The organism is Acinetobacter sp. ANC_7513 (assembly GCF_056779915.1).
This window is the reverse complement of the sequence record NZ_JBWYIW010000003.1, coordinates 76288-97539: the sequence shown is the minus strand read 5'-3', so window position 1 is coordinate 97539 and position 21252 is coordinate 76288. Positions and strand designations below refer to the sequence as shown.

Sequence of the window (21252 nt, the reverse complement as noted above, 5' to 3'; positions counted from 1 at the left end):
ACTATTAAACCACTTTTGTCCGAATGAGCAAATGACTTCAGCACAAACTTCTAATTCTAATTTCCCAGAAATCGACATCAATTTACTTGAAGATTCTGAGGATGCAGATAACCATACTTCAGCCCCAACTGCAACACGTTTATCGTTGCAATTTCAAGTGGATGAGAGTTCTCTTGGTCAGCGAATAGATCAAGTTGCAGCACTCGCTTGGAACGAATTTTCGCGTGAAAAATTGAAACAATGGTTGAAGGATGGTCATTTGTTGGTAAATGGTCAAGTTGTGAAACCAAAATATAAAAGTGAAGGGAATGAGCTACTCACGCTTGATGTAGAGCTTGAAGCCCAAGTCACCAGTCAACCTGAAAATATCCCTTTAGATATTATTTATGAAGATGATGACATCTTAGTCATTAACAAGCCAGTGGGGATGGTTGTACATCCTGGCGCAGGAAACCCGAATGGTACTTTGGTTAATGCACTTTTATATCATTTTCCTAAATCAGCAGAATTATCTCGAGCTGGTCTAGTACACCGTATCGATAAAGATACTAGTGGTCTCTTGGTTGTAGCTAAAAATTTAGAAGCTCAATTTTCCTTAAGTAAACAGTTAGCGAAAAAATCAGTTTATCGAATTTATGATTTAATTTGTTATGGCAATATTATTGCAGGCGGTAAAATTGATGAGCCGATTAAACGTCATCCTGTAGATCGTGTAAAAATGGCGATCTTACCAGGTGGTCGTGATGCCGTGACTCACTATAATGTGAAAGAAAGATTCCAAAATTTCACACGTGTTCAAGCACAATTAGAAACTGGACGTACTCATCAGATTCGTGTGCATTTCACTTATATTGGTTTCCCTTTGGTCGGTGATCCAGTTTATGTCAGTCGTGTCAAAGTACCTGCAGGTGCTTCGGAAAAACTTGCTACTCATTTACGAGAGTTTAGACGTCAAGCACTTCATGCATCAAAATTGGGGTTAGTACATCCACGGACAGGTGAAGAAATGATGTTTGAAGCACCATGGCCTGAAGATTTCACAGCATTACTTGAGACTCTTCGTACGGAAAATAAGGCTTACTAAATTAAAGGAAAGTTTACATGCAAATTGTGCAAGGTTTGCCCAAAGGTGTCGTGGTAGGACAAACAGAATTGAGTCACCCTCACGCACTGAAAACACCACAGACTGATTTAGAAGGTTTTAACTTGGCGTTGCATGTAAATGATCAACCAGAACGTGTTCATCGGCATAGAATGAGCTTGTTAAATGACTTTTCAGTCTATGGGGTGAATCGATTAACTTGGATGAACCAAACGCACAGTACAATCTGTCACGTTGTAAATGATGACATGAGCTTACACGCCCTAAATGGCGATGGTTTAGTGACACAGCAAAAACAACATGCATTAATGATGATGACGGCAGATTGTTTACCGGTGGTTCTCGGTAACAAAGATGGTACTGAAGTCGCTAATTTGCATGCAGGTTGGCGAGGATTGGCAAATGGCATTATTGAAAATACAGTCAATGCCATGAGCACTCAACCCTCTTGGGCGTGGTTAGGTGCGGCAATTAGTCAGCCATGCTTTGAAGTGGGTGAAGAAGTAATGCACACATTCTGCGATAGGATTCCAGAATTAAGTTCAGCATTTCAAAAGGGAGATCTAGAGGGTAAGTATTACGGAGATCTCTATGCGATTGCTCGCCATATATTGAAAAGTTTAGGGGTGGAACAGGTTCTTGGAGGTGAGCGATGTAGCTACACGGAGGATCAAACATATTATTCTCATCGCCGTAATTCAAAAACCGGCCGCATGGCGACATTTGTCTTCATGGAGTGAAAAGAATTTATTTAGTTTCAATCAGATCGTTTGGGTATTTAAATGATGACTTTCTTAAAGCTCATCATCTTTACTTATGTTTGAGATTTTATTTAATCACTTCGATCTGTTGTATATTTAAATGAAAGATTTAAATAAAAATACATTAATTTACAAGTTGCTAAGTTGATATAAGTGATTCATTACTAGACCATTTTTTTTGAAATATGAATTATTTAAATACAAAAAATGTTAGATCAATCACAATTTGATAGTAAAAATTTATATAATAGTGAATATTACATTGTCTTTTTGTTAGACAAGACATAAAAATAAAAAATTGTGGAGACAATGATGATCTTAATAGGATTCGCGAAATCAAGAAATTTTTGTATTCCTGTCATCTATGGATTGACTTCAATAACATTAGCGTATGCTGCTCCAATGCAAGAACTGACTGACGCTGAACTTTCACATGTTGAAGGTAAAGCACTCATGAGCTTAAGCTATATTTCACCTGCAGATTCCGTCAATAAGAATTCTGGTCAAAATATTGGATTTTATAAAATGGGAATGGAAGCCCAATTAGATTTAAATGCTAACATCAAAAGATTGCAACTTGGATGCGGTGGAGTAAATGGTGCAAACGGTTGTGATATTGATATCGATAACTTAAGTTTGTCAGGGGTTGCAGAAACTCGTGAAGGACGAGTCCAATCAAGTGCCCAACTAACCAATCCATTTTTAGAGTTTGCTATAAAAAACCCAGATTCAGCTTCCACACGTGAAATGGTTGGTGTTCGTTTAAGTGCAGAAAAAGTACTAGGATTATTAACGCTTGGTAGTGAGAACTCTGAAAAACCAAATGGTATCAATAGTTTAAGTGGCTATCTGAAGATTAGGGACGCTGTTGGAACTGCGACAACAGCAGCTCGTTCTGGTGTAAATTTTAACAATCTTGGAGAATTAGTTTACGGAAAAGCAAAGAGTACAACAGGTTTCGTAAGTGCAGACTTTACGTCTAATGATTATGCTTTAAATTTAGCTAAGGGAAGCGGCTCTTTAAAAATTAATGGCCAAACTATTAGTGGTAACAGAATGTCAAATGTCTATTTAACAGGTGTTGCTCGAATAGATAACATTGCATTGTCAGGTAAAATTTCTGCAAATGCTAAACTCTGGGGGCTTGTGCCTATACCACTATCTGGTGACATTACGGGTAATGTTTCAAACCTAAATGTAGATGTTAAAGTTTCAGAGAACCTTGGATATATTCACCGCTTACCTTTGAGTAATCCATTTTCTCTATCGGTGCAAAAACAAGATATACATTGGACTGGAGCGAGTGTTGCTGCTCAGACAGGTTGGTGGCTTTCAATCGAGGACCCAATTGATATAGGTAATGTTACTCCGAGTCAAAAAGTGGTTGTGACAGATGCAGTGATTAAACAAGTTGTACCGCTAATTAGTAATTATTTACAGGCTAATCCAATCGAATGTGGTTTTTTAGCAACAAGTTGTTTAGCAGGTAATTTTAGATTAGGTGAGGTTCCATTAACAAATTCAAGAGTGAATATGGATTTGGTAAACTTACAGTTAAAAAATCAATCCTTTGCCCCAAACTGTTATGGAAGTTTAAAATTCTGCTAAATAATAGATATACTTGAGTTTTAAGTTTGCATTTCATCGGATAAATTGGAATATACATCACATTTTAAAAATCAATAATGTGATGTAAGTCTCTAGAAAATATTAAATTTTATTTTAATTTCTATATTTTAATTCATTTAGCAAGTTTTAAGCCTCTTTATTTTTTTCATTAATTTATAGATAGTAATGATGTTGCTTATGGATTAAGCCTGAATAAAAATAATATGGAGACTCTAATGTTGAAGAGTTTACTTGGTTCTATCAAATTGATTTTCTCAACATCATGCTTAGTGTTGATTCCTTTGTATGCAACGGCTAATAACATTCATAATGATTTAAAAATGATGAGTGATGAAGAGTTATCAGCGACAAATGGCCAAGCTTTGTTAAGTATGAGTTATATTGATCCCAATGATGGGGCAAACAATATGCGAGGTAAAGGTGTTGGCTTTTATAAGCTTGGAATGGAAGCAGATATAGAACTCAATGCAAATATTAAGCATTTACAACTTGGCTGTGGTGGTATTAATGGAGCAGGTGGATGTGACATTGATATCGAAAATCTGAGTTTGAGTGGTATGTCAGACACTAGAGAAGGTCGTGCTGGTTCTTCAGCCAAGCTAACCAATCCATTTTTAGAGTTCGCGGTAAAAAATCCAACATCTGCATCAACTCGAGAAGTTGTGGGTTTGCGTCTCAGTGCTGAAAAAGTATTAGGTTTACTGACGCTTGGTGATGAAAACTCTGACAAACCGAATGGTATTAACTCACTCAGTGGTTATTTAAAAATTAATCCCACTCAGGGTATGGGCTATACTAATGCTCGAAGTATGACTTATGCTGATACTGGTCAAACTATCGATGGAAAAGTGAATGCAAGAATTTGTTTAATTTGTATTATCGCACCTACTTTGACACTCGATTTTAAATCGAATAATTACAATTTAGCATTACAAGAAACGACGGCACCAATTCAGATTAATGGAACTACGGTCTCTGGTACTCGAATGAGTTCTGCACAATTGACAGGTGTTGCCAATATTAATCAATTGAATTTTGGTGGTAATCTCACGGCTAATATCCAAGTGCTAGGGGTAGGATTACTGAATTTGCAAAAAGAGGTCAGTGGTAACATTACGGGCTTAAAAGCCAACATTACGGTAGATCAAAATCTAGGTTTAATTCATAAAATCCCTATAAACAATCCATTCTCACTCTCTGTTCAAAATAGTGAGATCTGGTGGCCAAATGCTGATGTTGCTGCACAGCAAGGTTGGTGGATGGCATTTAATGATTCGATCAATATTGGAGATGTTACACCTGAGAAGCGTATTGATATTACAAATGATGTGTTAAAACAAGTGGTTGGACCAATCAGTGATTATATCAGTCGAAATCCTCCATCTTGTAATGCACTTGATTGTCTGTTTGGTGACAAACTTGGTGTTGGAAATGTTCATTTGCCGAATACCAATGTAAATTTTCCATTAAAAGATCTACAACTTAAAAATCAAACCTTTGCTCCAAACTGTTATGGAAGTTTAAGGTTCTGTTAATAAAAAAACCGCTCATATGAGCGTTTTTTTTATTTATGAAAAATTCTTGCTTTATCACGCTGCCAATCGCGGTCTTTTTCAGTGGCACGTTTGTCGTGTAACTGTTTACCTTTAACAAGCGCAATTTCGAGTTTGACTAAACGACCTTTCCAATAGCACGCCAAAGGTACACATGTGTAACCTTTTTGATTGATCGCCCCTTGGAGTTTCTCGAGTTCACGACGTGAAAGAAGTAGCTTACGAGTACGTGTTGCTTCGGGAACGATATGAGTTGAAGCAGAAAGAAGAGGTTGAATTTGAGCACCAAATAAATAAGCTTCATTATTTTTGAAAATAATATAGCTTTCCGTGATACTCATGCGTCCAGCGCGAAGAGATTTTACTTCCCAACCTTGTAACGCTAAACCAGCTTCAAATTTTTCCTCAATAAAATAATCGTGACGTGCACGTTTGTTGAGCGCAATAGTGCCACTATTATTTTTTTTTACTACAATCGATTTCGACATAATACAAATATTCCAAGATTAGGCCTATTTTGCCTCAAACTTGGCTTGAGGTGAAGTCATTTCACTGTCAACAAGTGTGCGTGTGAATTGAGTTTTTGTTAAACTATGCGCCTACATAATAATCTTAGAGTATAAATGGATGTCTAAAACTCGTGTCATCTATCCGGGAACATTCGATCCTATTACCAATGGTCATATTGATCTTGTCTCTCGTGCTGCAAAAATGTTTGATGAAGTTGTAGTTGCGATTGCAATTGGTCATCACAAAAATCCAGTGTTTAGTTTAGATGAGCGAGTTGCGCTTGCAAAATCATCATTAAGCCATTTAGATAACGTAGAATTTGTTGGTTTTGATGGTTTGTTGGTGAATTTTTTTCAAGAGCAAAAGGCAACAGCTGTACTCAGAGGTTTAAGAGCAGTATCTGACTTTGAATATGAGTTTCAACTTGCAAATATGAATCGTCAATTAGATTCAAATTTTGAAGCTGTATTTTTAACGCCGTCAGAGCAATACTCGTTTATTTCATCCACGTTAGTTCGTGAAATTGCACGTTTGAAAGGTGATGTGACGAAATTTGTGCCAAAAGCAGTTGTTGAGGCATTTGAACGTAAGCATCAGCAAGGTTGGTAGAGTGTCTTTAATTATTACGGATGAGTGCATCAATTGTGACGTTTGTGAGCCTGTATGTCCAAATGAAGCGATTTATATGGGTGAACTGATCTATGAAATTGATCCAAACCTATGTACTGAATGTGTTGGTCATCATGACCAACCCCAGTGTTCATTATTCTGCCCAGTAGACTGTATTCCTAAAGATTCTAATCATGTGGAATCTGAGGATGAATTGCTGGAAAAGTATAAAAAACTAATTGCTCAAAAAAGCACGAGCAATTGATCTCAAAGTTTGTTAAGATGCGCCACTTGAAGTGAGCCAGACGATCGCTGCTGTGGAGGTCTTCGTGACTAAAGCAGGGGAGGAAAGTCCGGGCTTCATCGGGCAAGGTGCCAGGTAACGCCTGGGAGGCGTAAGCCTACGGAAAGTGCAGCAGAGAGTAGACCGCCATTTTGCAACTGAACTTCGGTTTAGCCTAGAGAATGGTAAGGGTGAAAGGGTGCGGTAAGAGCGCACCGCATGACTGGTAACAGTTCATGGCATGGTAAACCCCACTTGAAGCAAGACCAAATAGGAATCCTTAAGGTATGGCCCATACTGGATTCGGGTAGGTCGCTTGAGCATATGAGTGATTGTATGCCTAGAGGAATGATCGTTCTAGACAGAACCCGGCTTATCGGCTCACTTCAACAAATTTTGATCAAACAGTGCCGATATTACTTGACGGATACATCAATCAAGTAGATAATGCGCCCACAGTTTACGGCTATGTAGCTCAGTTGGTTAGAGCACCGCACTCATAATGCGGGGGTCACAGGTTCAAGTCCCGTCATAGCCACCATTTTTATAGACCACACTCACTAGTGTGGTCTTTTTTTATGTGTGAAATCTTGAGTTTTCATTGGCACTGAATAAGCTGAGAATCTAACTTAATTTTTGGAAACTCTTGTTCAAATTGTGCTAAAACGGCTGTCTGATTTACATTTGAAAACACAATATTTTGCAAGCTTTCAATTTTTTGCTCAGACAAATAAAGCTGTGCACAATGAAGAGCAACCGCATTCTCTTTACTCACGGCAAGTTTATGATCTTCAGGAATGACATCAATATGCACGAGCTTTTGTTGAGCACGGCTTAATTGAACTAGAGTTCGTTTTTGTTGCATGGTTATAAAGTTTTGAGCATTGATCCATTGAGCGACATCCATGCGTACACCGTGATAATTCACAAATATGGGATAAATCGTTTGGCATCCGCTCACAAGGCTTAAAGAGCATATGAGAATGAAATATTGAGGATTGAGCATGATTTTGATGTCATTGAAACCTTACTATTACAATAAAATCATATAATTATGGATTAATTTTGTTCAAATAAGGTTTATTTGTATAAAGGGTGATCATTAGTGCTTTCGTATGCTTGACGATACAACGATAACTTAAGATAATGCGCACACAGTTTACGGCTATGTAGCTCAGTTGGTTAGAGCACCGCACTCATAATGCGGGGGTCACAGGTTCAAGTCCCGTCATAGCCACCATTTTTATAGACCATGCTCACCGCATGGTCTTTTTTTTATTTCTCAAAATGTTTTGAGATAATATCAAGTGTAGATTGTGCTTGATAAAAAGGCTGAATCAAACTTTGAATTAATTGTTCTAGAACGCCAAAATCATTTAACATGCTGATAAGCTGAGGTGCAAAACGATGGGCTTCGATCACTAAATCTTCTTGAGTTAGTCCAACAGCCGTGAGTAAAGCTTGTAAACTGTAATCACCAAAATATTCATAGAACTCATCAACCACTTCTAAAATGATGGACTGAATCTCAGAGGACTGGCGTAAATTTCTCCAGGTTTCATAGACCAGAATAAAAAAATCTTCGACATCAATGGCCTCAATCTGCTCAAGCTGAGCTGAAATTTTTTGAAATTGGAGATCTGACCAAATATGTTGAATGATTTCATAAAGTTCATTTTGAGGCAGTGTGATAATTTCGCCTAATTGAACCAATATTGCATTTGCAAGTTGGGATTCTAGTTTTAACTCTAATGTGTGTTGCTGATCTTGGAGAAAATTAAAAATCTTTGATTTGACCGTATTATTTTGAACTTTATTTTTTCGAAGCCTATCCAGCCAAGGTGTATATTTTTCTAAAATTTGATTTGCTAATTGAAGACTTACTGCATGCGCCTTCTCATTACTTAAAATTTGTTGTTTTAAACCATAACGTACTTGATCTAATTCAAGAATTTTATTTAGCCAAAGCCCAAAATCATGGTCAGAAATTAAATCTCCGATTAAAGCATTTGAATCCTTTAAATGAAGGTAAATACGTTGTGCAACTGCGCCAATAAACTCTAGTAAATCAGGTCCAAGATTTAATTCAAAAGCATATTTTGAAACAACAGCATGAAGTTGTTCAAGATTTACAATGTCTTTTAGTTTGATTCGATTGAACTGAGCATAAGCCTCTGAAACAAACGTGTCTAGTACAGCATTAGATTCAGCATTTAATAAATACTGTTGCGTAAACCGAATTTGCTCAAGCATAAGTGCTTGAGCAAATTGATTGAGTTGTGTCGAGTTAGACACCTGCTTTCCATCCATTTACGATTGGATAGCGGCGTTCGCGGCTAAATGCACGAGAGGATATACGTGGACCAATTGCACCCTGACGGCGCTTATATTCGTTGCGATCAACCAATCCAATGACTTTAGTCACGATATCTCGATCAAAACCTTTAGAAATAATATCTTCAAGACTCTGATCTTCTTCAATATATGCATATAAAATTGCATCAAGAACATCGTAAGGTGGTAAAGAGTCTTGATCTTTTTGATCAGGGCGCAATTCAGCAGAAGGTGGGCGAGTAATCACACGTTCAGGGATTACAGGCGTATCTTCCAAACTATTACGGTATTTTGCTAACTCAAATACAATCGTTTTATAAACATCTTTAAGTACAGCAAAACCACCGACCATATCACCGTACAGTGTGCAGTAACCAACAGATAATTCAGATTTGTTACCTGTAGATAAAACAAGATTACCAAATTTATTCGACAGGCCCATTAATAAGGTGCCGCGTGCGCGAGCTTGTAAATTTTCCTCAGTTGCATCAGCAGGAGAATTGCCGAAGAATGGGTGTAATGTCTGCATAAAGCTGTTGACGATTGGGTGAATTTCCGCAATACCAAAAGTTACTCCCATGCGTTTTGCCTGCTCAGTCGCGTCTTCAACACTGATTTGAGAGGTATATGTGTAAGGCATCATAACAGCTTGAACTTTATCTGCTCCAATAGCATCGACAGCGATTGCAAGAGTGAGCGCTGAGTCAATACCACCAGAGAGACCAAGAATGACACCAGGGAAACCTGAGCGTTGTACATAATCTCGTGTTGCTAAAACCAAAGCTTGGTAAATTTCTGCAATCGTATCTAATGCAGGTGCTTTGGTAGCGGCTTTAAAAGATTTAAGCTCTGCTTCATATTCAACATGAAAAAGGTCTTCTTTAAAGCTTGGTGCTTCAAGTACAACTTCACCATTTGCATTTACAACGAAACTTGTTCCGTCGAAAATGAGATCATCTTGCCCACCCACTTGGTTGACATAAACAAGATTGAGATTCAATTGTTTAGCTAACTCTTTAAGCGTAACAACACGGTGTTGAGGCTTTCCAACTTCGTATGGTGAGGCATTTAGCACAAGAACAGTTTCAACATTTAGTTTGGCAAGTTGTTGTACACTCTCTAGCGTCCAGACATCTTCGCAAATTAATACACCGAATTTATGTCCTAAATATTCAAATACAAGGTGTTGATGACCCTCAGCGAAATATCTCTTTTCATCAAAAACACTATAATTTGGTAAATTTTGCTTGTTATAAATACCTAATACTTGCCCATCTTTCATAACGGCTGCAGAGTTATAGCGTGCACCCGAATCAGCTTGATTAACAAAACCAAATACCATCACAATGTCTTTCACTTCAGCCAGTTTTTCGAAAGCTGATGCTGTACGTTTGCTTAGGCTTGGACGAAGTAGGAGATCCTCTGCAGGATAGCCAATGGTCGAAAGTTCAGGAAACACAATGATATTGGCATTTTGCTGTTTGGCTTCGTTAGCGAGTTCAATCATTCGTTGAACATTGGCTTCTAAATTGCCGACAAATGGAGAGAATTGAGCAAGAGAAACTTTAAAACTATTCATTTAAACCAAGTCCTATCCTATAGGTTTATATACAGCACGTGCTGATTTTATTGGAGTAATTATTCAGCTGTGTGTATGTGATATTACATAACTGCCAAATGGCTCAAATTTACATCATTAAAACATGATAAAAGATCTTATTTCTTGCACAGCAAAAACTACGATTCATATGTATTCTATCTAAAATAAAAGTAGATACTAGCTTTTGCCATTGTTTGTACATAAAAAATTAAATCGTAATGGATTTGCGACACAGTAAATCAGATGTCAAAGCTGATATGGTGTTTCTGATTCACAAATCAATAGCTTGAATAAAAAATATTCTTTTAATTTTACAATTTTTATTGATTCAAAATAATATTTGGAATCTTTTTCAAAAATATATCTCTAGCTATATCGCCTTGTTGTTCAATGTTGTAGTCATTGAAATTTTTTTTAGGGTCAAATTTATAGGCATAAGGATTATACTTTTTGAAGGAAATAAAATACGCACTTTGAAGAAAAGCGCCTTTGAGCAAAACATTTTGTCCTTGTTGGTGTTGTAAAATATGAGTCATCTCGTGAATGAAAATTCCTTGATAGATTTTATTTTCTTTCGAATAGTCAGTTTTGAAATGTTTGTTGCGAATATGCAAATAGCCCTTTGGCGCCATAAATACCGCTGAGGGTTGCCACGGTAGAAACGGATGATTCATGATTTTCACCCTGTCATAATCTATAAGATCACCAAAGACACTTTGGCTCAACGTGATTTCACCTTGGGTGAGTGATCTACATCTAAAAGCGTCAAATTTTATCCATTTTAAAATAAGTGGCATCCACAACATCATACTTATTTCTTAATCTACTTAAAGTTTATGTGACATTCAAAATATCACTATTTGGAATCATTACTTGTTAAAAATGGTGTTGACCTTTAATGATAATGAAATGGTATTTACTGATTAAAACTTAATAATTTTGTTAGACAATCTTGATGAATGAGCAATTATGCCATCTCTAAAGATTTATTATGCAAATGGCTATTTCGTCTTTTTATCTTAATTTTTTAGAAACGTCGAAGAATTCACATTATTTGAATTTATTCACTGAGATAAAAGAGAAGGTTCGCCATGTTATTAACTCAGCCACTAAAAAAAATTTCTAAATTTCTAAACGGTTCTAAATTTGATCCTGAGAATCAATCAAAAGCTATTCCAATTCGTCATATGAAATTTGATTTTGATCATCAAAAGATTGATCCAAAATTTTATTTGAATGCGGAATTAGCAAGTGCTTACTTTGCCTCACTTTCAATTTTTTTAACCTATGGTGAGGATCTCGTTATTGATACAGCACGTTATCATCGTGACTTTATTCAAGATCCATTACTGAAGCAAAGAGTGACAGCGCTGATTGGGCAAGAAGCTTTACATTCTAAACTTCATGAAGAATTAAATGACGCTTTTTTAAAGGCAGATTTGCCTGTCAAATTGTTTAGATTTCTGGCGCATCACGTTTTTGAATATGGTTTTAATCGGTTGCCTCAGCCAATGAAATTATCGCTTATGGCTGGGATTGAGCATTTTACCGCAGTGCTTGCTGAATACATGATGAATCATGAGCATATTTTCTTCGAATCTCAAGATGAGAAACAACGCGCAATTTGGATGTGGCATATGCTTGAGGAATCAGAGCATAAAGATATTGCATATGATGTGTTCCAACTTCTTTCGAGTAACTATGCTTTAAGAATAGCAGGCTTTTTCCCAGCGCTTATTACGATTTTAGTGCTGATTTCTGCTGCATCACTAGTTGTGCCATTTTATCGTAAGCCATCAAATCTAATCAGTTTAAGTTACTACAAAGATATGTACCGAAGTGTAGGTTTGATTTTTGGTCTAAAAGATGGTGTTTATGGCAGTTCGATCAAACATATTTTCGAATATCTCAAACCAGACTTCCATCCGAATGATCATGATACATCAGCGTTTTTAGAGTACTACAAAGAACGTTTATTAAATCCAGTGGATGGTATTTTAACACCATACTTTACGAAGGAATTCATGCCTGCTTTAAAGGTATAAGAATAAGGATAGTTCATGCTTTTTTTTAAGAAGAAAATTAAACCGAGCCATCAGGCTTATGCTGTGGTAACGGGTGCGGGAAGTGGTATTGGACGCAGTTTTGCATTGGAAATTGCAAAACGTGGTGGTCAAGTGGTGTGTGCTGATATTAATTTAGCTGCAGCTGAAGAAACTGTTCAGCTGATTTCTCAGACCACAGGGCAAAAAGCATTTGCTGAATCCTGCGATGTGGGAAAAAAGGAAGATGTTGAGCGAGTGGCGAATCAAGCAGAAAACCTTTTTAATCATCCTGTGACACTTGTTATTAATAATGCTGGCGTGGGGTTAGGTGGTAAGTTTGATGAGATGACACTAGAAGATTGGCAATGGTGTATGCATGTCAACTTATGGGGCGTGATTCATGGTTGCCACTTTTTTGTACCGAAGTTTAAACAACAAGGTTATGGGGCAATTATTAATGTTGCTTCAGCAGCAGGATTTACAGCTGCACCTGAAATGACAGCTTATAACGTGACGAAATCTAGTGTACTTGCATTATCTGAAACGTTATCTGCAGAACTACATCAAGATAATATCCGTGTGAATGTGCTTTGCCCAACTTTAGTACCTACTAATATTATGAAGAATGGGCGATTACCTTCCAATTACTCGGGTTTAGCGGATGATTTATTGCAGAATCATGCATTTGTCACAAGCGATCAAGTTGCACAAAAAACCTTAAACAATTTAGATAAAGGCATTCTTTATACGATTCCACAACCAGACGCGAAATTATTTTGGTTGATGAAGCGTGCTTCACCGACCTTATATACCAAAATGTTAGGTGTAGGTTATCCATGGTTTAAGCGTTTTGTAAAATAATAGAGAGATAAAAGAATGACACTCGATAACGAATTAGAGAGCAATGCAGATTTAAAAATTCAAACTGCTGATCAATCTGAAAAAGCAGAAGTAAAAGTAAAGAAAAAAAATAACGCAGATAAAGAACTTAAAGTCGAACAATCACAAAAGGTGTATGACACGATTGTTGTTGGTGCAGGTATTTCCGGTATCGCTGCGGCATATAAAATGAATCAGGCAGGATATCGCGACTACATTGTGCTGGAAAAAGCGAACCGAGTTGGTGGTACATGGCGCGATAATAATTATCCAGGATGTGGATGTGATGTTCCTTCAGCCTTATATTCTTTTTCCTTTTCGCCAAGTCACAAATGGAGTCATTTGTTTGCCAAGCAGCCAGAAATCTTAAGTTATCTTGAGGAAGTGGTTGAGAAGCATCAATTGACTGAAAAAATCCAATTTAATCATGAATTAAAAACAGCACGTTGGGATAACGAGAAGGCGCAGTGGTCGTTAGAAACTTCTCAAGGAAAGTATCTAGCAAAAACGGTAATCTTTACAACGGGACCGATTACTGAGCCATCATTTCCAAAAATTAAGGGCATAGAAAGTTTCAAGGGGGAAATGTTTCACTCTGCAAGATGGAATCATGAGTACGATCTGAAAGGTAAACGTATTGCTGTTATTGGTACAGGTGCTTCAGCGATTCAATTTATTCCTCAGGTTCAGCCATTAGCGAAAGAACTCTTTGTGTTTCAGCGTACAGCACCTTGGGTGTTGCCAAAAGCTGATATGAATTTGAATGATCAAGCGAAATCACTGATCCAGAAATTTCCCGTTATTCAATCCACTTGGCGGAGCAGTATTGCCCAAATTTTAAATGGCATTAACTTTGGTTTGCGTAATCCGAAAGTGCTGAAGCCTGTGAATTTCTTAAGCAAACAATTATTGAAGTTGCAAATTCAAGATGATGAATTAAGAAAAAAAGTCACACCAAATTTTGATATTGGCTGTAAACGTCTTTTATTTGCCAACAATTACTATCCAGCATTGCAACAAGATAATGTGAAATTAATCAATGAGGGGTTGGTTGAGATTGATGGGAATACGGTCGTTGCAGCCAATGGTGAGCGTCATGAAGTAGATGTCATCATTTGGGGTACGGGTTTTGAGGTATCGCATCCGCCAATTGGTAAACGCATTTACGATATGGATGGGAAGCTCTTAGCAGATCGCTGGAAAAATAGTTCACCGGAAGCTTATTTAGGTGCAAGTATTACCAATGTACCAAATGCATTTTTGGTGTTAGGACCAAATATTCTGGTTTATGACTCATTTATTGGTATTGCTGAAGCTCAATTAGATTATATTCTTGATGGCCTACTAAAGATCAAAAAGCAAAATATTAACAAGCTTGTGATTAAAGACGACGTTGTTAAGCGACATAATCAATTGGTTCAAAAACATCTTAAAACCACTGTATTTAATGCAGGTGGCTGTAAGAGTTACTATTTGGATGAAAATGGTCGTAACTTTGCAGCATGGCCATGGTCTCTTGCAAAATTAAAACAGCAGTTAAGCTCATTAAATTTGGATCATTATTCACAACACTGATCAAAAAAGCCTGATTTAATCAGGCTTTTTTTTTGTTTGTAGATATTCTAGATATACGAGGTTTCTATTTCATCAGGGCTGAAAACAATAGTTTGTTGTTAATCAGATAATAAAAAACCACCCAAAGGGTGGTTTTTTGACTGTCGACGCAGTTCGAATTAACGAACGATATCGCGTTGAACTTCGCCAGTGTAAAGTTGACGAGGACGTCCAATCTTGTATGGGCCGCTGTGCATTTCTAACCAGTGGCTGATCCAACCAACAGTACGTGCAAGTGCGAAGATTACAGTGAACATTTCTGTTGGGATACCAATCGCTTTAAGGATGATACCTGAATAGAAGTCAACGTTTGGATAAAGGTTACGCTTGATGAAGTATTCATCAGAAAGTGCGATACGCTCCAATTCCATTGCTAAAGCTAACTGTGGATCATTGATACCTAAAGCACCAAGAACTTCATCACAAGTTTCTTTCATTACTTTAGCACGTGGATCGAAGTTTTTATAAACACGGTGACCGAAGCCCATAAGTTTAACTTCTTTAGTCTTCACTTTTTCCATGAAGCCAGCAACGTTTTCTACAGAGCCGATTTCATCAAGCATCTTAAGAACAGCTTCGTTTGCACCACCGTGAGCAGGGCCCCAAAGTGCAGAGATACCAGCAGCGATACATGCATACGGATTAGCACCAGTAGAACCAGCTAAACGTACTGTAGACGTAGAAGCATTTTGTTCATGGTCAGCATGAAGCGTGAAGATACGATCCATTGCTTTTGCAAGAATAGGGTTAACTTTGTAATCACGATCTGCTGGAGTAGCAAACATCATGTACAAGAAGTTTTCTGCATAGCTTAAGTCATTACGTGGGTAAACGAATGGTTGACCAACAGTATACTTGTAGCTCCACGCAGCAAGGGTAGGAATTTTAGCAATCAAACGGATCGCAGTAATTTCACGGTGATCAACATTTTCGATATCAAGGTTGTTGTGATAGAACGCTGATAACGCACCAACAACACCAACCATAATCGCCATAGGGTGTGCATCACGGCGGAAACCGTTATAGAAGCGGCTAACTTGATCGTGAACCATGGTGTGGTTACGAACTTTAGCGTCAAACTCTTCTTTTTGCTCAGCTGTAGGAAGCTCACCATTTAATAATAAGTAGCAAGTTTCTAAATAATCAGCTTTAGTAGCTAGTTGGTCGATTGGATAACCACGGTGTAATAGAACACCTTTATTACCATCGATAAATGTGATTTTAGACTCGCAAGACGCTGTAGCCATAAAACCAGGATCAAAAGTGAAGTGACCTGCGGCCAATACATCTTTAACGTCGATTACATCTGGGCCCAATGTGCCGCTGTAAATTGGTAATTCAATTTCTTTGCCATCAAGCTGTAATACGGCTTTTTTGCCAGTTGCTTCAGACATTCAATAGATCTCCTGTCCTGGTGAATGTTTTATCTAACCCGAAATAATCTGTTGTAATCCGTGAGTTAGACGGTTTCAAAATTTGCTCTAAGCTTAGTGAGTAGTCAAAAATTGTCAATTATACTTATGGATAAAAATGACGACCTAAAGTGACTGGTTCTAAACTCAGTTAATCAGTAGGAATTTATCTGCTTTTCACTAGCGCCGCCGTATAATAAGACAATTTCAACGGTAGTGGCATAAAAAAAAAGACAAAAACGTGCATATTTTGATGATTTAAACCATGTAATGCTTGATTATTAATACCTTTTATCAATATGTTAAAGGTTGTGAAAAGCGATTGTTTATAGAATTTGTCTGTTTTTTTAAGATGATAGACTGAATAAATAGACCAATAATGACAATGAAATATTTTTTTTCACTTTATTTACTAATTGATTAAAAAGTGTCTAATTTATGATGTTTCATTACATTTTAAGTGATGAGCTCAACATTAAAAAATGAAGTTCATTTTGTAATTAATTTATAAGTGCATATGATTTTTATCCTTTTTTACATTTGAAATTACTCAATTCAATTAGATAAAAAAACAATGACCATGTGAGCAATATTCATTTTTCTAATTAGTTTTAAAAGTACAAATTATTTGAGAATTAATTATCTTTAAGTTTTTGAAAAATAAAATAAATATTATATTTCTTAAAAAAATATATTTTTGTAGTGAGTTGTGCTTTAGTCTAATTAAGACAAATCGAACATTTGAGTTCAGTAACACTAAATTAAAATAAATTGATATAAATATTAATGGCTTAGTGTTTGTATTTAAATAGAGAGATGACTTAACTGTAAGAAAGTAGATGTAAATGATTCTTATTTAAAAATATTTTATGGTTGACGCCTGCTTCGTAGGTTTGTAATTTGAAATTGCACGTTTTATAATTCCGTGTCGTATAAAGGTTTAGACAATTTATTTGTCTAACAAATGCCAGCTTTCCTTCGAATTAATTCCAACAAACTCCGGATGGAGTTTTTAACTACAGGATGCCCGCTGTGAAAAGCAACAGACCTGTCAATTTGTCCATGGGTCAAGTTTTAGACGTAAACTTAAAATCCCCTGTGGCTATTGCATCTATTTTACACCGTCTTTCAGGTGTCATCGTATTTTTACTCGTACCAGTTCTTTTATGGATCTTAGACAAATCATTGTCTTCTCCTGAGGGCTTTGCACAAGTTCAAGCTATTTTTGATAGCTTTATCGTGCGCTTTATCGTATGGGTATTTGTCGCTGGCTTAATCTACCACTTCATCGCAGGTATCAAGCATTTGCTTGCTGATATGGGTATCGCTGAAGAGTTACAAAGTGGTCGTGTAGCAGCAACAATCGCATTAATTTTATCTGCAATTGGTATCGTTGCATCATTTGTATGGATCGTACTCTAATGAAAAGTGCTACTGGTTTAACGGGTTCAGGTTCTCGCGATTGGTTTATCCAGCGTGTAAGTGCTGTAGTTTTAGCTGTTTATACTGTTGTGGTGTTTGGTTGGATCCTTTGTAATGGTGGTTTCAACTTCGAACAGTGGTACGGCTTTATGATGACATTACCGATGAAGATTTTATCTTTATTGGCAGTCTTATCTCTTGTTGCACACGCATGGATTGGTATGTGGCAAGTATTCACTGACTATGTGACGACTCGTCAAATGGGTCCATCAGCATCAGGTTTACGCCTTGTACTGACTTCAGCAGTTATTATTGCTGTATTTGCATATGCGATCTGGGCAATCCAGATTTTTTGGGCGAATTGATAGGAAACAATCATGGGCGCTATAAACCCTAAAGAAGATTATACAAATATTCCACACGAAACTTTCGATGCTGTCATCGTTGGTGGTGGTGGTTCTGGTATGCGTGCTTCTTACCAACTTGCTCAAGCTGGTTTGAAAGTTGCGGTATTGACTAAAGTATTCCCAACGCGTTCTCACACTGTAGCTGCACAGGGTGGTATTGGTGCTTCTCTTGGTAACATGCAAGAAGATAACTGGCACTACCATTTCTATGACACAGTAAAAGGTTCTGACTGGTTAGGTGACCAAGACGCAATTGAGTTTATGACTCGTGAAGCGCCACAAGTTGTATATGAACTTGAACATCTAGGTATGCCATTTGATCGTAACGCTGACGGCACAATTTACCAACGTCCATTCGGTGGTCACTCTGCGAACTATGGTGAAAAAGCTGTTCCTCGTGCTTGTGCTGCTGCCGACCGTACAGGTCACGCACTTCTTCACACGCTTTATCAAAGCAACGTGAAAATGGGTACACAATTCTTCGTAGAATGGATCGCGCTTGATTTGATCCGTAATGAAGCAGGTGATGTACTTGGTGTTACAGCAATTGACCAAGAAACAGGTAAAATTGCAGTATTCCAAGCGAAAGCAACATTGTTCGCAACGGGTGGTGCTGGTCGTGTTTACCGCGCATCTACAAACGCATATATCAACACTGGTGACGGTCTTGGTATGGCTGCTCGTGCAGGTATTCCATTACAAGATATGGAATTCTGGCAATTCCACCCAACGGGCGTTGCAGGCGCAGGCGTATTGTTAACTGAAGGTTGTCGTGGTGAAGGTGCAATCCTTCGTAACAAAGACGGCGAACCGTTCATGGAGCGTTATGCTCCAACTTTGAAAGACTTGGCACCACGTGACTTCGTATCACGTTCTATGGACCAAGAGATCAAAGAAGGCCGTGGTTGTGGTCCTAAAGGTGATTATATCCTTCTTGATATGACGCACTTGGGTGCTGATACGATCATGAAACGTCTTCCATCTGTATTTGAGATTGGTAAGAAGTTCGCGAACGTTGACATCACAAAAGAGCCAATTCCTGTTGTACCAACAATCCATTACCAAATGGGTGGTATTCCAACTAACATTCATGGTCAAGTTGTTGTTCCTGAATCGCGTGAAACTACTCCGCTAGAAGCACATTACGACAAAGACAGCGATACTTATTCTACCAATGCTGCGGATCGCAATTTCACTAAACCAGTGAAAGGTTTCTATGCGATTGGCGAATGTTCATGTGTGTCTGTACATGGTGCTAACCGTTTAGGTACAAACTCATTGCTTGACTTAGTTGTATTTGGTAAAGCTGCTGGCGAACATATCATTGACTATGTGACTAAGCATCACGGTGATGAATATGCGCCGCTTCCAACAACTGTGCTTCAGCAAACTGTCGAGCGTATCCGTCGCTTAGATGAGTCAACTTCTGGTGAGAATGCGCAAGAAGTTGCTGATGCAATTCGCGATATCGTTCAAGATCATGCAGGTGTATTCCGTACAACTGAACTTCTTGAAAAAGGTGTGAAAGAGATTCTTGCACTTGAGCCTCGTATCCGTAATATCCACTTAAAAGACAAATCAAAAGTATTTAATACTGCGCGTATTGAAGCGCTTGAAGTGGAAAACTTATACGAAGTTGCAAAAGCAACCTTAATCTCTGCTGCTGCACGTAAAGAATGTCGTGGTGCGCATACTGTTGTAGATTTTGAAGAATCTCCAGATCATCCAGCATATCCTTACGGCCGTCGTGATGATGAGTGGATGAAGCATACTTTATGGTTCTCTGCTGATAACCGTCTTGAGTACAAGCCAGTACGTTACAAGCCTTTATCAGTTGATGCTATTCCACCTAAACCACGTACATTCTAATTGGGAGAAGTAAGATGAGTAGAGGTACTCGTACATTTAATATCTACCGCTACGATCCTGATAAGGATAAAGCACCGTACATGCAAACATTCAAGCTTGAGTTGACTGATAAGCACCGTATGTTGCTTGATGCGCTACTTGCATTGAAAGTTCAAGACGAAACTTTAACGTTCCGTCGTTCATGTCGTGAAGGTATTTGTGGTTCAGATGGTGTAAACATCAATGGTAAAAATGGTTTAGCGTGTCTTTGGAACCTAAACGATTTGCCAGAAGTAATTACTATTCGTCCATTACCAGGTCTTCCAGTAATCAAAGACTTGGTTGTAGACATGAATCAGTTCTATGATCAGTACGACAAAATTCAACCGTTCTTGATTAATAATCAACCTGCACCACCTAAAGAGCGTTTACAATCTCCAGAAGAGCGTGAGCATCTTGATGGTTTGTATGAATGTATTCTTTGTGCATGTTGTTCAACGTCTTGCCCATCATTCTGGTGGAACCCTGATAAATTCTTGGGTCCTTCAGCATTGTTGAATGCATATCGTTTCATTATTGATTCGCGTGATACTGCTACTCAAGACCGTTTGGCTCGTTTAGACGATCCTTTCAGTTTATTCCGTTGTAAAGGTATCATGAACTGTGTATCAGTATGCCCTAAAGGTCTAAATCCAACAAAAGCGATTGGTCACATTCGTAGCATGTTGTTAGATCAAGCTGGATAATGCTGTTCCAAAAAAAGCACACTTAGGTGTGCTTTTTTTTTAATCAAAACTTGATGTTAAATTTAGTTTTCGAGATATTTTGGTTGAAGTGGTTAGATTTGCCCCAATCATAAAAAAATATGCACTTTAGGGATAAATGAAAACGTTTTGCATCTGCAAATATCTTTTTAAAATGTTAAGATATCGGTTTTATGATCCAAGTTGCATGTATTTAAATCTATAATTTTAGGCTTTAGTCTAATAATTATGAATTTTAATAGAATTTATCTAAATGCACCTTATATTATCTCAATGGTTTATACTTGTATTTAGCTAATTTATGAATGGTATGTGTCAATAAAATCAGTTTGAAGTGAAGTTCATGGTAGGATTTGAACAAAATTTTTAGCATGAATATTATTCAATCTGTACATTAAATCAACATTTTGGTGGTTTGGTGTTAAGCTGAAAGCAGGGATAATCAAATTGAAAAGTTGCTTTAGAAAAGACTAATATTTT

19 protein-coding genes, 2 tRNA genes and 1 other RNA gene are annotated in these 21252 nt (G+C 37.5%); 16 read left to right on the top strand and 6 right to left on the bottom strand.

All coding sequences use genetic code 11. The annotated features are described in order from the left end of the window. Positions 1–31 precede the first annotated feature (31 nt). The 4 genes from rluD (at position 32) to AC1M9B_RS05595 (ending at position 5027) form a co-directional block, all read left to right on the top strand. On the top strand, positions 32–1084 hold the full coding sequence (gene rluD / locus AC1M9B_RS05610; RefSeq protein ID WP_035269298.1) for a 23S rRNA pseudouridine(1911/1915/1917) synthase RluD: 1053 nt from the start codon (positions 32–34) through the stop codon (positions 1082–1084). Positions 1085–1101: 17 nt separating this feature from the next. Next, positions 1102–1842 carry a peptidoglycan editing factor PgeF gene (gene pgeF / locus AC1M9B_RS05605; protein ID WP_481597260.1) on the top strand — a complete coding sequence of 247 codons (741 nt, stop codon included), beginning with the start codon at positions 1102–1104 and terminating at the stop codon, positions 1840–1842. Positions 1843–2175: 333 nt separating this feature from the next. Beyond that, positions 2176–3471, top strand: coding sequence for a hypothetical protein (locus tag AC1M9B_RS05600; protein WP_481608733.1), 1296 nt, complete (start codon positions 2176–2178; stop codon positions 3469–3471). A 236-nt stretch (positions 3472–3707) separates the two neighbouring features. Continuing rightward, entirely contained in the window at positions 3708–5027 is a 1320-nt protein-coding gene (locus AC1M9B_RS05595; RefSeq protein ID WP_481608732.1) for a hypothetical protein, read from the top strand. 29 nt (positions 5028–5056) lie between these two features. Here AC1M9B_RS05595 and smpB read toward each other — a convergent pair whose 3' ends face one another. After that, on the bottom strand, positions 5057–5533 hold the full coding sequence (smpB, locus tag AC1M9B_RS05590; RefSeq protein ID WP_035269908.1) for an SsrA-binding protein SmpB: 477 nt from the start codon (positions 5531–5533) through the stop codon (positions 5057–5059). A gap of 139 nt (positions 5534–5672) precedes the next feature. On the opposite strand from smpB, the gene coaD reads away from it, so the two are divergent. The 4 genes from coaD (at position 5673) to AC1M9B_RS05570 (ending at position 6988) form a co-directional block, all read left to right on the top strand. Then, positions 5673–6164 (top strand): pantetheine-phosphate adenylyltransferase, encoded by a 492-nt coding sequence (gene coaD, locus AC1M9B_RS05585; RefSeq protein WP_035269911.1) that lies wholly within the window; start codon positions 5673–5675, stop codon positions 6162–6164. A gap of 1 nt (position 6165) precedes the next feature. Next, on the top strand, positions 6166–6429 hold the full coding sequence (locus AC1M9B_RS05580; protein ID WP_481593080.1) for a YfhL family 4Fe-4S dicluster ferredoxin: 264 nt from the start codon (positions 6166–6168) through the stop codon (positions 6427–6429). Positions 6430–6457: 28 nt separating this feature from the next. Beyond that, positions 6458–6839: RNase P RNA component class A (gene rnpB / locus AC1M9B_RS05575), an RNA gene on the top strand. A gap of 72 nt (positions 6840–6911) precedes the next feature. Next, positions 6912–6988 (top strand) — tRNA-Met (locus tag AC1M9B_RS05570). Positions 6989–7045: 57 nt separating this feature from the next. Here the strand turns inward: AC1M9B_RS05570 and AC1M9B_RS05565 are convergent. Next, positions 7046–7354 (bottom strand): hypothetical protein, encoded by a 309-nt coding sequence (locus tag AC1M9B_RS05565; protein ID WP_228133291.1) that lies wholly within the window; start codon positions 7352–7354, stop codon positions 7046–7048. A gap of 256 nt (positions 7355–7610) precedes the next feature. Between AC1M9B_RS05565 and AC1M9B_RS05560 the strand changes: the two genes are divergently transcribed. Further along, a tRNA-Met gene (locus AC1M9B_RS05560) sits at positions 7611–7687 on the top strand. A 35-nt stretch (positions 7688–7722) separates the two neighbouring features. On the opposite strand, the gene AC1M9B_RS05555 is transcribed toward AC1M9B_RS05560, so the two are convergent. The 3 genes from AC1M9B_RS05555 to AC1M9B_RS05545 form a co-directional block, all read right to left on the bottom strand. After that, positions 7723–8742: a hypothetical protein gene (locus AC1M9B_RS05555; protein WP_481597256.1), complete on the bottom strand. Its 1020-nt coding sequence runs from the start codon at positions 8740–8742 to the stop codon at positions 7723–7725. Then, positions 8735–10360: an NAD+ synthase gene (locus AC1M9B_RS05550; protein ID WP_481597255.1), complete on the bottom strand. Its 1626-nt coding sequence runs from the start codon at positions 10358–10360 to the stop codon at positions 8735–8737. The genes AC1M9B_RS05555 and AC1M9B_RS05550 overlap by 8 nt, the downstream gene beginning before the upstream one ends. A 341-nt stretch (positions 10361–10701) precedes the next feature. Beyond that, on the bottom strand, positions 10702–11190 hold the full coding sequence (locus AC1M9B_RS05545; protein ID WP_092766833.1) for a hypothetical protein: 489 nt from the start codon (positions 11188–11190) through the stop codon (positions 10702–10704). Between the two features lie 282 nt (positions 11191–11472). On the opposite strand from AC1M9B_RS05545, the gene AC1M9B_RS05540 reads away from it, so the two are divergent. Genes AC1M9B_RS05540 through AC1M9B_RS05530 form a run of 3 tightly spaced genes read left to right on the top strand, consistent with a single transcriptional unit; the run spans position 11473 to position 14880 of the window. Continuing rightward, entirely contained in the window at positions 11473–12426 is a 954-nt protein-coding gene (locus tag AC1M9B_RS05540; RefSeq protein WP_481590217.1) for a metal-dependent hydrolase, read from the top strand. Positions 12427–12441: 15 nt separating this feature from the next. Further along, positions 12442–13287 carry an SDR family NAD(P)-dependent oxidoreductase gene (locus tag AC1M9B_RS05535; protein WP_180027941.1) on the top strand — a complete coding sequence of 282 codons (846 nt, stop codon included), beginning with the start codon at positions 12442–12444 and terminating at the stop codon, positions 13285–13287. A 15-nt stretch (positions 13288–13302) separates the two neighbouring features. Further along, the gene (locus AC1M9B_RS05530; RefSeq protein WP_481594374.1) at positions 13303–14880 is read left to right on the top strand and encodes a flavin-containing monooxygenase; all 1578 of its coding nucleotides are present in this window, start codon (positions 13303–13305) and stop codon (positions 14878–14880) included. 158 nt (positions 14881–15038) lie between these two features. Here AC1M9B_RS05530 and gltA read toward each other — a convergent pair whose 3' ends face one another. After that, positions 15039–16313, bottom strand: coding sequence for a citrate synthase (gltA, locus tag AC1M9B_RS05525; protein ID WP_035269948.1), 1275 nt, complete (start codon positions 16311–16313; stop codon positions 15039–15041). A gap of 1041 nt (positions 16314–17354) precedes the next feature. Between gltA and sdhC the strand changes: the two genes are divergently transcribed. Genes sdhC through AC1M9B_RS05505 form a run of 4 tightly spaced genes read left to right on the top strand, consistent with a single transcriptional unit; the run spans position 17355 to position 20754 of the window. After that, positions 17355–17753 (top strand): succinate dehydrogenase, cytochrome b556 subunit, encoded by a 399-nt coding sequence (gene sdhC / locus AC1M9B_RS05520; RefSeq protein WP_179997761.1) that lies wholly within the window; start codon positions 17355–17357, stop codon positions 17751–17753. Continuing rightward, positions 17753–18118 (top strand): succinate dehydrogenase, hydrophobic membrane anchor protein, encoded by a 366-nt coding sequence (gene sdhD, locus AC1M9B_RS05515; RefSeq protein ID WP_035268511.1) that lies wholly within the window; start codon positions 17753–17755, stop codon positions 18116–18118. The genes sdhC and sdhD overlap by 1 nt, the downstream gene beginning before the upstream one ends. A gap of 12 nt (positions 18119–18130) precedes the next feature. Further along, positions 18131–20029, top strand: a complete 1899-nt coding sequence (gene sdhA, locus AC1M9B_RS05510) for a succinate dehydrogenase flavoprotein subunit (RefSeq protein WP_035268510.1) — start codon at positions 18131–18133, stop codon at positions 20027–20029. A 14-nt stretch (positions 20030–20043) separates the two neighbouring features. Continuing rightward, positions 20044–20754, top strand: a complete 711-nt coding sequence (locus AC1M9B_RS05505; RefSeq protein ID WP_035268507.1) for a succinate dehydrogenase iron-sulfur subunit — start codon at positions 20044–20046, stop codon at positions 20752–20754. The last annotated feature ends 498 nt before the right edge of the window (positions 20755–21252 follow it).